This window comes from Paraburkholderia adhaesiva (genome assembly GCF_021390575.1).
GTDB classification, from domain to species: domain Bacteria; phylum Pseudomonadota; class Gammaproteobacteria; order Burkholderiales; family Burkholderiaceae; genus Paraburkholderia; species Paraburkholderia adhaesiva.
Genome location: NZ_JAJEJQ010000001.1, coordinates 1,757,106 through 1,770,744, shown reverse-complemented (window position 1 = coordinate 1,770,744; position 13,639 = coordinate 1,757,106). Strand labels below are relative to the sequence as shown.

Below are 13,639 nucleotides of genomic sequence, written 5' to 3'. Positions count from 1 at the left end.
CTTTCCGAGTGCGACATCTGGCCGCATCGAGGCCCTGCGAGCCTCAACCGGCTCCAGAGGGCTCAAGCGCGCCCCAACGTCGCGGGCGCGAGGCGCGTTCGTGCGTCTAATTGAGAAAACCGGAAAAAATGACGTGACGGGTGCTTGAAACCCGAATATTGCCCCTCAGATTTGGTGACAGTTAAGAAACTGGAGGTCTCGTTCTAATGAGAATCGACAAACTCACCACCAAGTTCCAGGAAGCGATTTCCGATGCGCAGAGTCTCGCCGTCGGCCACGATAACCAGTACATCGAACCCGTTCACCTGCTCGCAGCACTCGTCGCGCAGCAGGACGGTTCCGCTCGCTCGCTGATGTCGCGTGCGGGCGTGCAGGTCCAGGCGCTTCAGAACGCACTCAACGATGCAATCAGCCGCTTGCCGCAAGTGCAGGGCACCGACGGCAACGTGCAGATCGGCCGTGATCTCGCCGGACTGCTCAATCAGGCCGACAAGGAAGCGCAAAAGCTCAACGACACCTATATCGCGAGCGAGATGTTCCTGCTCGCCGTCGCTGACGACAAGGGCAGCGTAGGCCAGCTCGCGCGCAAGCACGGTCTCACGCGCAAGGCGCTCGAGAGTGCGATCGTCGCGGTGCGCGGCGGCGCGCAGGTCAACAGTCAGGACGCCGAAAGCCAGCGCGAAGCGCTCAAGAAATACACCGTCGATCTGACCGAGCGCGCGCGCGCAGGCAAGCTCGACCCCGTGATCGGCCGCGACGACGAAATCCGCCGCTCTATCCAGATCCTGCAGCGTCGTACGAAGAACAACCCGGTGCTGATCGGCGAGCCGGGTGTCGGGAAGACGGCGATCGTCGAAGGGCTCGCGCAGCGCATCGTCAATGGCGAAGTGCCTGAGACGCTCAAGGGCAAGCGCGTGCTCTCGCTCGATATGGCTGCGTTGCTCGCGGGTGCGAAGTATCGCGGCGAGTTCGAAGAGCGCCTGAAGGCCGTGCTCAACGATATCGCGAAGGACGAAGGACAGACCATCGTTTTCATCGACGAAATTCACACGATGGTCGGCGCAGGCAAGGCCGAAGGCGCGATGGATGCGGGCAACATGCTCAAGCCGGCGCTCTCGCGCGGCGAGTTGCACTGCATCGGCGCGACCACGCTCGACGAATATCGCAAGTACATTGAAAAGGATGCCGCGCTCGAGCGCCGCTTCCAGAAGGTGCTCGTCGACGAGCCGTCGGTCGATGCGACCATCGCGATTCTGCGCGGTCTGCAGGAGAAGTACGAACTGCACCACGGCGTCGAAATCACCGACCCGGCGATCGTCGCGGCGGCAGAGCTTTCGCATCGCTACATCACCGACCGCTTCCTGCCGGACAAGGCCATCGACCTGATCGACGAAGCCGCTTCGAAGATCAAGATGGAAATCGACTCGAAGCCCGAGGAGATGGACAAGCTCGATCGTCGCCTGATCCAGTTGAAGATCGAACGCGAAGCCGTCAAGAAGGAGAAGGACGAAGCTTCGCAGAAGCGTCTGCAACTGATTGAGGAAGAGATCGATCGCCTGAGTCTGGAATATAAGGACCTCGAAGAAATCTGGACCACCGAGAAGGCCGCGGTGCAGGGCAGCGCACAGATCAAGGAAGAGATCGAACGCGTGCGCGCCGAGATCACGAAGCTTCAGCGCGAAGGCAAGCTCGAGAAAGTGGCGGAATTGCAGTACGGCAAGCTGCCGCAACTCGAAGCGCAACTGAAGCAGGTCACGCAGGCCGAGGCGGACGAGCAGAGCAATCCGACGCGTCGGCGTCTGTTGCGCACTCAGGTGGGCGCGGAGGAAATTGCGGAAGTCGTGTCGCGTTCGACCGGCATCCCCGTTTCGCGCATGATGCAGGGCGAGCGCGAAAAGCTGCTGCTGATCGAAGACAAACTGCACGAACGCGTGATTGGCCAGGACGAGGCGATCAACGCCGTCGCCGATGCGATCCGCCGTTCACGTGCGGGCCTCGCGGACCCGAACCGGCCGTATGGTTCGTTCCTGTTCCTCGGGCCGACGGGTGTCGGCAAGACCGAACTGTGCAAAGCGCTGGCGGGCTTCCTGTTCGATTCGGAGGATCATCTGATCCGCATCGACATGAGCGAGTTCATGGAGAAGCACAGCGTCGCGCGGTTGATTGGCGCGCCGCCGGGCTATGTGGGCTACGAGGAAGGCGGTTATCTCACCGAGGCAGTGCGCCGCAAGCCGTATAGCGTGATCCTGCTCGACGAGGTCGAGAAGGCCCACCCGGATGTGTTCAACGTGCTGCTGCAGGTGCTCGACGACGGCCGCATGACCGACGGCCAGGGCCGCACCGTGGACTTCAAGAATACGGTGATTGTGATGACGTCGAACCTCGGTTCGCACCTCATCCAGTCGATGGCGGGCGAGCCGCAGGAAGCAGTGAAGGATGCGGTGTGGAACGAAGTGAAGCAGCAGTTCCGTCCCGAGTTCCTGAACCGGATCGACGAGGTCGTGGTTTTCCATGCGCTCGATCGCGCGAACATCCAGTCGATCGCGAAGATCCAGTTGCAGCGCCTGCGCGAGCGCCTCGAAAAGCTCGACATGGAGCTTGTGGTGTCGGACGACGCACTGGAGCAGATCGGCAAGGTCGGCTACGACCCGCTGTTCGGGGCCCGGCCGCTCAAGCGCGCGATACAGCAGGAGATCGAGAATCCGGTCGCCAAGCTGATACTCGCGGGCAAGTTCGGGCCGAAGGATGTGATTCCGGTCGACATCCACGACGGCAAGTTCGTTTTCGAGCGCGTCGTGCATTGAGTGGGACAGGCGCACGGCCCAGGCGTATCGGGCCGTGGGCCGTATGTGCCGACGTCATTAAAAAAGGGCAACGGAATTTTTCCGTTGCCTTTTTTTCATGCCCGCGCGCGTGCGCGCGAACGTGACTTACGCGGACTTGTTGCCACCACCGAACAGGGAGGCGAGGCTGCCCAGCGTGCCAAGTACGTTGCTGGTGTTGATCTGGCCGTCGGCGGGCACTTCGCCATTGGGCGTCGCCGCGTTGACCACGTGCGGCAGGACCTGGGAGAGCAGGCCGCTCACCTGGTCCGGCTGCATGCCGACCTTTTGTGCAAGGCCCGAGACCACATCGGAACCGAGCACGTTGTGCAGTTGATCCGGCGAAATCGCCTGATTTTCGCCGGTGCCGACCCACGACTGCACCACGTCGCCGAGGCCGCCTTGCTGGAATTTCTGGACGAGGCCGTTCAGGCCGCCGGGCTGGTTGTTGACGAACTCCATCGCCGCCGCGACGAGCTGGGCCTGGCCACCGCCTTGTTGCTGCGACGACGAACCGAACAGGGAACCGAGGGTATCTAGAAGGCTCATGACTTTCTCTCAGGATGATGGCCGCGTCTGGAAACGTGGCCGGAAAACCGGACGGCGCACACGTTGCGCACCGCGTGTGGCGGACCGGCGTCGGCGAACACCGCCTCGGCCGGAAACCGCCGGATAGCAGGCGCCGATAATCAGGCGCCCGAAGCGGCTGCATCGGACGCAGCCTTGCTCTTCTTCGACTTTCCAGACTTCTTGCCTTTTGTCTCCGAAGCGGCACCTGGCGCTGCGGCCGCAGGACTCGCTTCAGCAGCGCTCGCGGCTTCGGCGGCCTTTTGTTTCTTGCTCTCATGCTTCGACTTGCCGGCCTTGGCGTCAGAAGCGGTCTGCGGCGCGTTCGCCGCGGCGGTCGTCGCCGGATTGGGCGTCGTGTTGGCGGCAGCGGCGGGCGCTGCGCTCGTGGCCGCCTTGCTGCTCTTCGACGTCGCAGCGGGTTTGCCGGACGGCGGCGCCGACGAACCGTTGATCGTCAGACCGGCGGCTTCGAGGTTTAGCACTGATTTCGGGCCGATGCCTTTGACGCGGTTCACGAGGTCGTCGGCGTCCTTGAACGGGCCGTGTTGTGCGCGCTCGTCGATGATTGCCTTCGCGTGGACCGGGCCGATGCCCTTGACCGACTCGAGCGCGGTTTGATCGGCGGTGTTCACTTCCACTGCGCTCGCCATTAACGCGGACATCGAGAGTCCAAAGGCAACCAACAGCATCAGCAGCTTTTTCAGCATGACTATCACTCCATTGAGGGCAAATCCAGGGAGCCGGGAACGGACGACGCATCCTTCAAGTGGTGCTGCGCTACAAGAATAGGACAGTTGGCGTATCCATGAACCGGACGCGCTCGACTTATACCGCCCGATTTATGACGCGTAAATCGTGCCAAACAATGTTTGATACTTATGTGTATCCGGTTTGCGGAGGATTAGGGGCGGTAACGGTCGCGCGTGTTGCCGTGGGGCAGGCGAATGGTGTTCAGGCGAGATTGGGTGCGACGTTGCCGGCTTAGGCGATCCGCCGGTACGGTGTGGCGCGCAAGATGTCGCGCGCCGTGGGGCGTTGACGCACCAGCGATGGGCGCGCAGCGTGGCGATCATGCGCACGCGTTCGCCGGCCCGTTAGCGCTGGGTGTCGGCGCCCACGCGCAGATAACGCCGGCTCACGTGCGCGAGATAGACCATGAGCCCGGCGCCCGCGATCACGAGGCTCGCCATGTTAGCGAGCCAGAAGCCGCGCGCGCCGGTCGCCCACGCGGGCACCGTTCCGGTCACGTCGAAGCCGAGTGCATAGCCGCCGCCGAGGCCGACGCCCCAGAGCGCGACGGCGTAGATCACGGTCGGCACGACGGCGACCTTGTACGCCCGTAGCGCGAACGCCGTCGAGACCTGCAGCGCGTCGAATACGTGATAGAGCGCGACGATCGCGACGAGCGGCATCGCGGCCACGGCGACCGCGGGGTCCGGCGTATAACCGCCAATGATGAACGGCCGCAGCAGGAAGACGGCGAGGGCGAAGCAGCACGCGATCGTCACGGCGGTCGCGATGCCGTGACGCGCGAGCGTGCGCGCTTCGGCCGGGCGGTTGCCGCCGAGCGCCTGGGCGACGAGCGTCGAGGTTGCGACGCCAATCGAAAGCGGCGTCATGTACAGCACGGCGCCGAGATTGCCGGCGATCTGATGGCCCGCGAGCGTCGTCGTGCCGAGCCGTGCGATAAAGATCGCCATGAAGGTGTACGAAGTCACCTCGATCAGATACGAGAGCCCCATCGGGATGCCGAGCTTGAGCAGTTCGGCCTGTCGCTGCCAGTGCGGCCAGCAGAAGTGTCTGAAGATGCGGAACGGCGCGAACACGTCGAGCCTCGTCATCGCGAGCACGGCGAGCGCCGCGAGCGCGCAGTTGATCGTAGTGCTCGCGAGTGCGCATCCCGGGCCGCCGAGCGCGGGGACGCCGAGTCCGCCGAAGATGAGCCAGCGGTTGAGCAGCACCTTGAGGACGAGCGCGCCCACCTGCATGACCATCACGAGGCGCGGCCGCCCGACCGCATTGGCGAGCGAACTGTAGATGCGAAAGAAGAGACCCGCAGGCAGCCCGAACGAGAGCAGCCGCAGATAGTCGACGGTGCGCTCGCGCAGCGCATCGGGCGCATGGGCGAGGTCGAGCAGCGGACCGGGAAAATAAAGCGCCGCACAGCCGATCACCATCAGCACGAGCGCGAGCCAGAACGCCTGGCGCACCACCTCGCCGATTTCTGCGTCGCGCTGCGCGCCGAAGAGTTGCGCGGCGACAGGCTGCAGCGCGCTCAGGATGCCGGTGAGGCTGATATAGACCGAAACGTAAATCGACGAACCGAGCCCGAGCGCCGCGAGATCGAGCGCCGAGTAGCGGCCCACCATGGCCGTGTCGATCACGCCGAACGCGATGATCGCGAGCTGGCCGACCAGCACCGGCCACGCGAGGCCGGCGATACGGCGTACGTCGCCGCGGACGGTCCCGGTCACGACGACCTCAGTCCGGGCGTTTGCGCCAGACGTGGTGCGACGCCGGCGGATGCGGCCGGTCGACGCGCACGTACAGGCGGAAGCGCTCATCGCGGTCGGCCGCGCGGCGGCCTTGCCATACCAGATCCCAGGCGAAGTTCGGCATCGGACTCGGTGCGCTGTAGTCCTGGGTGTCCTGGCGCAGGATCACGTCGCAGTCTTCGTCGAACGAAAAGTGCATCTTCCCGAAGTAGGCGAAGGTCGCGATTTGTGCATCACCGAGCCGGACCGGCGTGATGCACGTGTAATCGGCTGGCAGGTGGGCCGCGATCTGTTGTGCGACGTCGCGATAGGTCCGGCTGTAGTTGACGACCGGAAGCCACAGCGTCATCAGCAGCACCCACATGAGCGTGGTGCCGCCGCTCGACAGCACGACGCTGCGCCACAACACCTTCGGATGCCGGGCGACGCGCCACTGGACGAGCATCATCCAGCAGACGGTCACGGCGAGTGCGCAAACGAACGAGAGAATCTTGAACTGCGGCGTGAAGCCGGGAGCGAGGCGCGCGAGATTGCGCGCGAGCGGTGCCGGGAATCCGGTCATGCCGGCGAGCCAGACCAGCCACACGAACGTGCCGAGGATCGTGAAGCTCAGCACGGCGAACCAGTCGATCGCGTTGATCGCGCCGCGCTTGAGCGTCGGCAGCGCAAACGTCGCCAGCACCGACAGCGCGGGCAGGGAGATCATGAAAAGGCTGTTCGTCTCGTGACTCTGCACGACTACGAGGACCAGGAGCGGCAGGATGATCGACAGCGGAATCGCGATGTGTGGCGCGCGGCGCAGGCCCGCCCAGCTGAAACAGGCCCAGAGTGCCAGCGGCCATGCGGGCCACGTGAAGAGCGGCAGATTCTTGGCGGCGTAGCGCAGGACCGTGCCCGGCGGCCCCGAGAAATAGTTGAGGCTCGACTGGATCCACTGATTGAGGAACCAGACGGCATCGTCGGGATAGAAGTGCAGCGCGAGGATCGGCCACGACAGCGCGACGATCAGCGCGACCGGCAGCCCAGCCACGAGCAGCCAGCGCGAGCGCGTCGCAGGGGCGAGCGCCAGCATGGCAAGCGTGCCCAGCAGCAGCGCGGCGACTTGCACGAGGCCGCTCGACAGCGTCAGGATACCGAGCGCGAGCCCCCACCAGAGTGCGCCCTGAATCGGCTTGTCGATGGCGCGCACCATGCCGTAAAGCAGCATCGCGATGCCGGCAAATTGCATGAGCTGTGGCGTCGTCTCGTGGCCACGCTCCGCGAGGCCGAAGCAGGCAAGCAGGATCAGGAGCGCGCCGTCGGCGAGCGTGCGGCCGTAGTCGCGCGGCTCGGGTTCTCCGCCGAATGCGTATTTGAACGGCTGAACTTCTGGGCGGCGGCCCAGCAGATATGCGCTGTACCAGACGAATGCACAGGCGACGACGAAGAGCAAGCCGGTAGCAATGCGGGAGGCGTTACTCGCGTCCACCCACGGCGTGAAGATGCGGATGCTGAGTGCGCCGAGCCAGTAGCCCAGCGGGCCGTTTTCCGTGACGTACTTGCCGACGAGGTTCGGCAGCAGCCAGTCGTGGGAGGTCCCGCCTGCCATGGTCCACATGACACCGAACCCGGCAGCGTCCTCGTTCTTCCAGGGATCGCGGCCGAACAGGCCGAACGACGCAAATACGATACAGATGGCCAGCAACAGCCAGCGTGGCAGGGCGCTGGTGGCGGAGGCGGTCAGTCGAATGGCTGGCTTCATTCAGTACGAAAAAGTCGGGTGAGCGGACCGGCTGGCGCGGCCCCGTTGCGCCATTGCCGCGGGGCACGGTGCCTCTGGGCGAACCAGGGCGGAGCCGACGCACGCCGGGTCGCTGCAGTGGGCACAACCATCGGGCTGGTCCGAAGCATCCGGCATTCTAGCCGGGCCACCAGCGGTGCGTCACGATTCGTTGGCCAGGAACGGTGATCGACCAGCCCAAACGTTGATACGAAGCGTTCCGGTCTGGGCGGAGCTGGCAACCGGCGAGACAAATGGTGCGAAAAGCAGCGAAGTGCCGCAAGGATTGGTAAGGAGCGGCGCAACAACAAAAAAGGGCAGCGTTCGCTGCCCTTTTTGGTCCGGGACCGGCGCGAAGCCGGTTCAGGTGTCTCGCGAAGCTTACTTCGCGACCTTGCCCGTGGCGCGCGAGCCGAACTTCTTGTTGAACTTCTCGACACGGCCGGCCGTGTCCATGATCTTTTGCGTGCCCGTGTAGAACGGATGCGATTCCGACGACACTTCGATCTTGGCGAGCGGGTAGGTCTTGCCGTTGAACTCGGCGGTTTCGCGCGTCTGGATCGTCGAGCGGGTCACGAACTTGAAGTCGTTCGAAACGTCGATGAACAGGACTTCGCGGTAATCCGGGTGAATGCCTTCTTTCATGATTATTCCTTAAATCTGGCGGTAGCCAACCCGCGTGCCTGTAACCCCGCCGGTATTCCGGTGCATGTGGTGTTACAGGACCTTGATCTCGCGAGCCACTTACACAAGGTCGAAAAAAGGAGATTATGCCAGAAAATCAGCCGGTTGGCGATTATTTGAGGTCCGGTTCGCCAAAACCCGCCAGTGCGCCGACTCGGGCCGGGTCTTGCCGGTAGTAGCGGGCGAGCAGCCGGTACAGCTCGGGATACTCGGACTCGAACGCCTTCGGCTTGACGAACAGCGCCTCGCTGCAGACCGCGAAGAACTCGGACGGATGGTCGGTCGCATACGGATCGATCAGCGATTCGCGCTCGAAGCGCGCCCACTGCCGCTGCGAAACCGCGTCAACCTTTGCGCAGAACTGATCGTACGCGTTGTCGAAGACGTCTGCCCAGGCGGTGGCATCGAGCGGCGCGTGCCAGCGGCGATAAAGGGGCGGATGACCGTCCGTCTCGCCGTTCGCCATGTCGATCTTGTGCGCGAATTCGTGGATCACGACGTTGTAGGCATCTGTGCCGTCGGTCATCTGCGCGTCTTCCCACGAGAGGATCACCGGCCCGCCGTCCCATGCCTCGCCGCTCGCATCGTGCTCGACTTCGTGCACGACGCCATCCTCGTCCTCGACTGTCTTGCGGATCACGAATTCGCCCGGGTACACGATCACGCCGACCCAGCCGCGGTACAGATCGAGCGAGAGATTCAGAACCGGCAGCGACGCCTGCGCCGCAATCGATACCGTCATGCGGTCGGTCAGTTCCAGGCCGTGCGCAGTCGAGAACTCCTTTTGCGCGATGAAGAGGCTCGTCAGATCGCGCAGGCGTGCGAGGTCGGCGGCATCGAGGTGCGCGAGGAACGGCAGGCCGTCGAGCGTCGCCTGCCAGAGCGCGTCGTCGATGGCATAGGTGCGCAACGCCTTTTCGCGGCGGCGCGCGCCGAACCACTGGGACAGTTTCGATAGCATCGCCGGATTGTGTCGTAATGGGTGCCGCGGATTGTCGTGACCGGTCACTCGATCTGCTTCTGCCAGGCCGCAAAGATACCACCGCAGATGGCCACGCCCATGAGGAAATAAAAACCGTCGAGCGAACTCAGAAAGCTCGCCTGCTGCGTGACCATGCGGCTCATCTCGGCGATCGCGAGGCCGTGCGCTTCTCCTGGCGAGCGGCCGAGGTTTTCGAAGCCATGCGTGAGCGTCGCGAGGGTGTTCTGAAAGACCGGGTTGAACGGATTTACATAGTCCGCCAGTCGCGACTGGTGCAGCGCGAGCCGGTGTTGCTCGATGATGATGACAGTGGCCGTAGCGAACGACATCGTCAACTGCCGGACGATATTCTTGAGCCGGTAGCCGTGGCTGAATTCCTCGACGGCGAAGATGCTGAACGTGAGGTTGGCGACCGGCACCACGATGAAGATCAGCAGCAGGCCGCGCAGCAGCAGCGGAGCGATGAGCCAGGCTTCGCTGACGTTGGGCGGCATCCGTGTCATCCAGAAGGCAACGAAGGCCGCGAGCGCGAATCCGGGCACAATCATCCACTTTTTGCGCCGCAACAGCTTCCCATAGCGGAAGTGCAGGAAGAGCGCCGATCCCGCGATGAGCGACGTGATGCCCGTGAGCCGTCCGGCGTTTTCGATCGGATAGTTGAGGCCGCCTTCGAGGAAGCGCGAGATCAGATAACTGAACGCGGTGCTCTGGAAGTAATAGATCGTGTAGAGTAGCAAGCCGACCTGAAAGGTCTTTTCGCGCAGCGCGTGCAGTCGCACGAGCGGTTTCGGATGATGCCACTGATGCCAGCCGAACCACGCGAGCGAGCCGACGCCGGCGATGGTGAGCAAGATCAGTCCGGGTGACTTGCTGAAGAGTTCGAAGCGCACCTGCTGCATGACGATCTGGAGTGCACCCTGCGCGAACGCGAAGATGATATAGGGCCAGAGGTGCGCTTCGCCCCGTTCCTCGGGCAGCACGTGACCGGAGTCGGGCAGGGCGAAAAGCGCGAGCACGGCGTACAGGACGCCCGCGGGCGCGGTGCAGGCGAAGAGGGCGCGCCAGTCGAACTGTGCGACGACGATGCCGCCCACGAGCGGCGCCAGCGCGCTGGACAGCACGATCAGCGAGAGGAACGCGCGTGTCGCCACGGGGCGCCGCTGCGGTGTGAAACTGTTCTGGATGAGGATGCGGCACGTGCCCATCATCGGCCCGATGAAGTAGCCCTGAAAACCGCGCGCGAAGGCGAGCTGGATCGATGATTCGCAGAGCGCAGCAAAGACGGAGCCCGCCGCGTAGAGCAGCAGGCATCCGCCTACGTAGCGCCGGTACCCGACACGCTCGACCCACCATTGCTGCTGCAGGATGCCGAGCACCGCGGCGACGGCGTACGTGCTCGACGCCCAGACGAGTTCGTCGGGCGACGCGTTGATGCCGCCCGCGATATAGCTCGCGAAAAAGGAAAAGATCGCGTTGTCGAAGTAGTCGAGGCCGGTGGCGAACGCCAGCACCCACGGGTAGAAGTCACCACGCAGACGCTCCACGCTGAAGATCGGCTGACGGGGCGGGGCGGAATTCATTCGGATGCGTCTCCGTCGCCGCCACTGGTCCGGCCTTGTCCGCTGCTGGCCTTGCGGTGCTTCTTCGCGGCGAGGCGCTCGTCGATCAGCGTTTCGGACGGCACACCCGCGAGGCGCTTTTTCAGGTAGTCGAGGTCGTCCGCGAGTTCGGTGCGCACGGTTTGCGCTTCCTTCAGTTCGCGTCGCACGGCGGCGATGCGCGCATCGAGTGTATCGATCTGCTGCGCCAAAGCGTCCGCGATATGCCGCAGCGAATCCTGCGAGTAACGTCTGCGTCCGTCGCCCGCGGGTTCGAGCGGGCGCTTGAGCATCTCGGCGATGCCGCGAAGGGAGAAGCCCAGCGCACGCAACCGTAGGATGCGCGCGAACTGTTCGAGGTCGCGTTCGTCATAGAGGCGGTAGCGGCCCTCGCTACGTGACGGCGTGACGAGTCCACGCTCCTCGTAATACTTGAGCGTGCGCGGCGTGACGTTCAACCGTAGCGCGGCGTCGCGCACGTTGAGCAGCGCCTGGGTAGTCTTTGACATTGGTGGCTTGCCGGGGGCGGCGGCAGTGGCGAGAGCTTTGAATTATAGGTCAACGTGAACGTTCACGTGCAGGTTGCGGGCGATGCAAGCATGCGCGAATACACGGGCTGCCCGTGCGAGCATGAGCGCGCAAAAAAAACGCCCGCATGGAGCGGGCGTTTTGCGCGATGCCGGGGCGGTCAGCCGCCGCGGCGCATCATCTCGAAGAACTCGGAGTTGCTCTTCGTCTGGCGAATCTTGTCGAGCAGGAATTCCATGGCCTCGACTTCGTCCATGTCGTGGATGAACTTGCGCAGCACCCAGATCTTCTGGAGGATGTCCGGCTTGATGAGCAGTTCTTCGCGGCGCGTTCCCGACTTGTTGAGATTGATCGACGGATAAACGCGCTTTTCCGCGAGACGGCGCTCGAGGTGCACTTCCATGTTGCCGGTGCCCTTGAACTCTTCGTAAATCACGTCGTCCATGCGGCTGCCGGTTTCGATAAGAGCCGTGCCGATGATCGTGAGCGAGCCGCCTTCCTCGATGTTGCGTGCAGCACCAAAGAAGCGCTTCGGACGCTGCAGCGCATTGGCGTCGACACCACCCGTCAGCACCTTGCCCGAAGCCGGCACGACCGTGTTGTACGCACGCGCGAGACGCGTGATCGAGTCGAGCAGGATCACGACGTCATGCTTCATTTCGACAAGGCGCTTGGCCTTTTCGATGACCATTTCGGCGACTTGCACGTGGCGCGCAGCCGGTTCGTCGAAGGTCGAGGCGATCACTTCGCCGGCCACCGAGCGCTGCATTTCGGTCACTTCTTCCGGGCGCTCGTCGATGAGCAGCACGAACAGGATCACGTCCGGGTGATTCTGTTTGATCGCGTGCGCGATGTGCTGAAGCATCACGGTCTTGCCCGACTTCGGCGAGGCGACCAGCAGGCCGCGCTGACCCTTGCCGATGGGCGCAATCATGTCGATGATGCGGCCCGTTACGTTCTCCTCGCCGCGCATTTCGCGCTCGAGCAGCAGCACCTTGTTCGGGTGCAGCGGCGTGAGGTTCTCGAACATGATCTTGTGCTTCGAGGCCTCCGGCGGCTGGCCGTTGACCTTGTCCACCTTCACGAGCGCGAAGTAGCGTTCGCCGTCCTTCGGCGTGCGGACTTCGCCTTCGATCGTGTCGCCGGTGTGCAGATTGAAGCGGCGGATCTGCGACGGGCTGATATAGATGTCGTCGGTGCTCGCGAGATACGAGGTTTCGGGCGAGCGCAAAAAGCCGAAGCCGTCCGGAAGCACTTCAAGCGTGCCGTCTCCGAAAATCGTTTCGCCGGTTTTGGCGCGCTTTTTAAGAATCGCGAACATCAGTTCCTGCTTGCGCAGGCGGTTCGCACTTTCGATCTCGAGGCCATTGGCCATCTCGATCAATTCGGAGACATGCAGAGACTTAAGCTCGGAAAGATGCATACGGAGAACCCGTCGGGGAGAACTGCGACGAAATGAAGTCTGGGGGAAAGAATCGAGCGGAATCGCTCTAGGACTTGCTTGGGACTTTTGCTTGCTACTTTATTGGCGTCTGGTTAGACGCGTTATGAATTCTAGCATAGCACACGCCACTGGCCGCCTGTGTGGGGAGTTGGCATGTTTTTTACGGTGCGTGTTGTCGGTGGACAACACGCACCGTTACTCGCCCGCGGGGCGCATGCGCGTTCAATGAAGAACAAACAATGAACAGACAAGGAACTGCTAAGCGCGACGCGGCGGGCGAAGGGATTTACAGGTGGCTGTCCAGGAACGCGGTGAGTTGCGACTTGGAGAGCGCGCCGACCTTCTGTGCAGCGACGGCGCCGTTCTTGAAGAGGATCAGCGTCGGGATGCCGCGCACGCCGAATTTCACCGGCGTCGACTGGTGTTCGTCGACATTGATCTTCGCGATCTGCAGGCGGTCGCCGTAGTCCTTCGCGACTTCATCGAGAATCGGCGCGATCATCTTGCATGGACCACACCATTCGGCCCAGAAGTCCAGCAGAACCGGTTTGTCGGATTTTACGACGTCCTGTTCGAACGATGCGTCGCTGATGTGCTTGATTTGTTCGCTCATTTTATGAATACCTCTTTCGATTCGAGGCTGACTAAATTGCTCGCCACGATACACCAAAACGGAAAACTTATCCGGGGTCGACCGAAGGCCGACGAAGACCGACGAAGATCGACAAGCGGCCAGGCCGATCCGCGCAAGCTCCGT

General features: G+C 63.1%; 11 protein-coding genes. 1 reads left to right on the top strand and 10 read right to left on the bottom strand.

Annotated features, from left to right (window positions below; all coding sequences use genetic code 11):
• The first annotated feature begins 206 nt into the window (after positions 1-206).
• On the top strand, positions 207-2,804 hold the full coding sequence (gene clpB / locus L0U80_RS07905; protein WP_233863400.1) for an ATP-dependent chaperone ClpB: 2,598 nt from the start codon (positions 207-209) through the stop codon (positions 2,802-2,804).
• Between the two features lie 126 nt (positions 2,805-2,930).
• Here clpB and L0U80_RS07900 read toward each other — a convergent pair whose 3' ends face one another.
• From L0U80_RS07900 to trxA, 10 genes are all read right to left on the bottom strand, one after another.
• Entirely contained in the window at positions 2,931-3,371 is a 441-nt protein-coding gene (locus L0U80_RS07900; protein WP_233863399.1) for a YidB family protein, read from the bottom strand.
• Positions 3,372-3,511: 140 nt separating this feature from the next.
• Positions 3,512-4,099 (bottom strand): ComEA family DNA-binding protein, encoded by a 588-nt coding sequence (locus L0U80_RS07895; protein ID WP_233863398.1) that lies wholly within the window; start codon positions 4,097-4,099, stop codon positions 3,512-3,514.
• Positions 4,100-4,486: 387 nt separating this feature from the next.
• On the bottom strand, positions 4,487-5,866 hold the full coding sequence (locus L0U80_RS07890) for an MATE family efflux transporter (protein WP_233863397.1): 1,380 nt from the start codon (positions 5,864-5,866) through the stop codon (positions 4,487-4,489).
• 7 nt (positions 5,867-5,873) lie between these two features.
• Entirely contained in the window at positions 5,874-7,628 is a 1,755-nt protein-coding gene (locus L0U80_RS07885) for an ArnT family glycosyltransferase (protein ID WP_233863396.1), read from the bottom strand.
• Between the two features lie 399 nt (positions 7,629-8,027).
• Positions 8,028-8,291: a type B 50S ribosomal protein L31 gene (locus L0U80_RS07880; RefSeq protein ID WP_233863395.1), complete on the bottom strand. Its 264-nt coding sequence runs from the start codon at positions 8,289-8,291 to the stop codon at positions 8,028-8,030.
• A gap of 151 nt (positions 8,292-8,442) precedes the next feature.
• Complete coding sequence (locus L0U80_RS07875) at positions 8,443-9,291, bottom strand: M90 family metallopeptidase (protein ID WP_233863394.1); 849 nt, start codon at positions 9,289-9,291, stop codon at positions 8,443-8,445.
• A gap of 44 nt (positions 9,292-9,335) precedes the next feature.
• A complete protein-coding gene (locus L0U80_RS07870; protein ID WP_233863393.1) occupies positions 9,336-10,892 on the bottom strand; it encodes an MFS transporter in 1,557 nt (518 codons plus the stop codon).
• Positions 10,889-11,419 carry a MerR family transcriptional regulator gene (locus tag L0U80_RS07865; protein WP_233863392.1) on the bottom strand — a complete coding sequence of 177 codons (531 nt, stop codon included), beginning with the start codon at positions 11,417-11,419 and terminating at the stop codon, positions 10,889-10,891. The genes L0U80_RS07870 and L0U80_RS07865 overlap by 4 nt, the downstream gene beginning before the upstream one ends.
• A gap of 179 nt (positions 11,420-11,598) precedes the next feature.
• Positions 11,599-12,861, bottom strand: coding sequence for a transcription termination factor Rho (gene rho / locus L0U80_RS07860; protein WP_233863391.1), 1,263 nt, complete (start codon positions 12,859-12,861; stop codon positions 11,599-11,601).
• 307 nt (positions 12,862-13,168) lie between these two features.
• Positions 13,169-13,495, bottom strand: a complete 327-nt coding sequence (gene trxA / locus L0U80_RS07855; RefSeq protein WP_027797264.1) for a thioredoxin TrxA — start codon at positions 13,493-13,495, stop codon at positions 13,169-13,171.
• Positions 13,496-13,639: the final 144 nt, after the last annotated feature.

What these genes read in the sequence shown, in the direction of transcription:
- clpB (WP_233863400.1), top strand. Translation starts at nt 207, where the DNA reads ATGAGAATCGACAAACTCACCACCAAGTTCCAGGAAGCGATTTCCGAT.
- L0U80_RS07900 (WP_233863399.1), bottom strand. Translation starts at nt 3,371, where the DNA reads ATGAGCCTTCTAGATACCCTCGGTTCCCTGTTCGGTTCGTCGTCGCAG.
- L0U80_RS07895 (WP_233863398.1), bottom strand. Translation starts at nt 4,099, where the DNA reads ATGCTGAAAAAGCTGCTGATGCTGTTGGTTGCCTTTGGACTCTCGATG.
- L0U80_RS07885 (WP_233863396.1), bottom strand. Translation starts at nt 7,628, where the DNA reads ATGAAGCCAGCCATTCGACTGACCGCCTCCGCCACCAGCGCCCTGCCA.
- L0U80_RS07880 (WP_233863395.1), bottom strand. Translation starts at nt 8,291, where the DNA reads ATGAAAGAAGGCATTCACCCGGATTACCGCGAAGTCCTGTTCATCGAC.
- L0U80_RS07875 (WP_233863394.1), bottom strand. Translation starts at nt 9,291, where the DNA reads ATGCTATCGAAACTGTCCCAGTGGTTCGGCGCGCGCCGCCGCGAAAAG.
- L0U80_RS07870 (WP_233863393.1), bottom strand. Translation starts at nt 10,892, where the DNA reads ATGAATTCCGCCCCGCCCCGTCAGCCGATCTTCAGCGTGGAGCGTCTG.
- L0U80_RS07865 (WP_233863392.1), bottom strand. Translation starts at nt 11,419, where the DNA reads ATGTCAAAGACTACCCAGGCGCTGCTCAACGTGCGCGACGCCGCGCTA.
- rho (WP_233863391.1), bottom strand. Translation starts at nt 12,861, where the DNA reads ATGCATCTTTCCGAGCTTAAGTCTCTGCATGTCTCCGAATTGATCGAG.
- trxA (WP_027797264.1), bottom strand. Translation starts at nt 13,495, where the DNA reads ATGAGCGAACAAATCAAGCACATCAGCGACGCATCGTTCGAACAGGAC.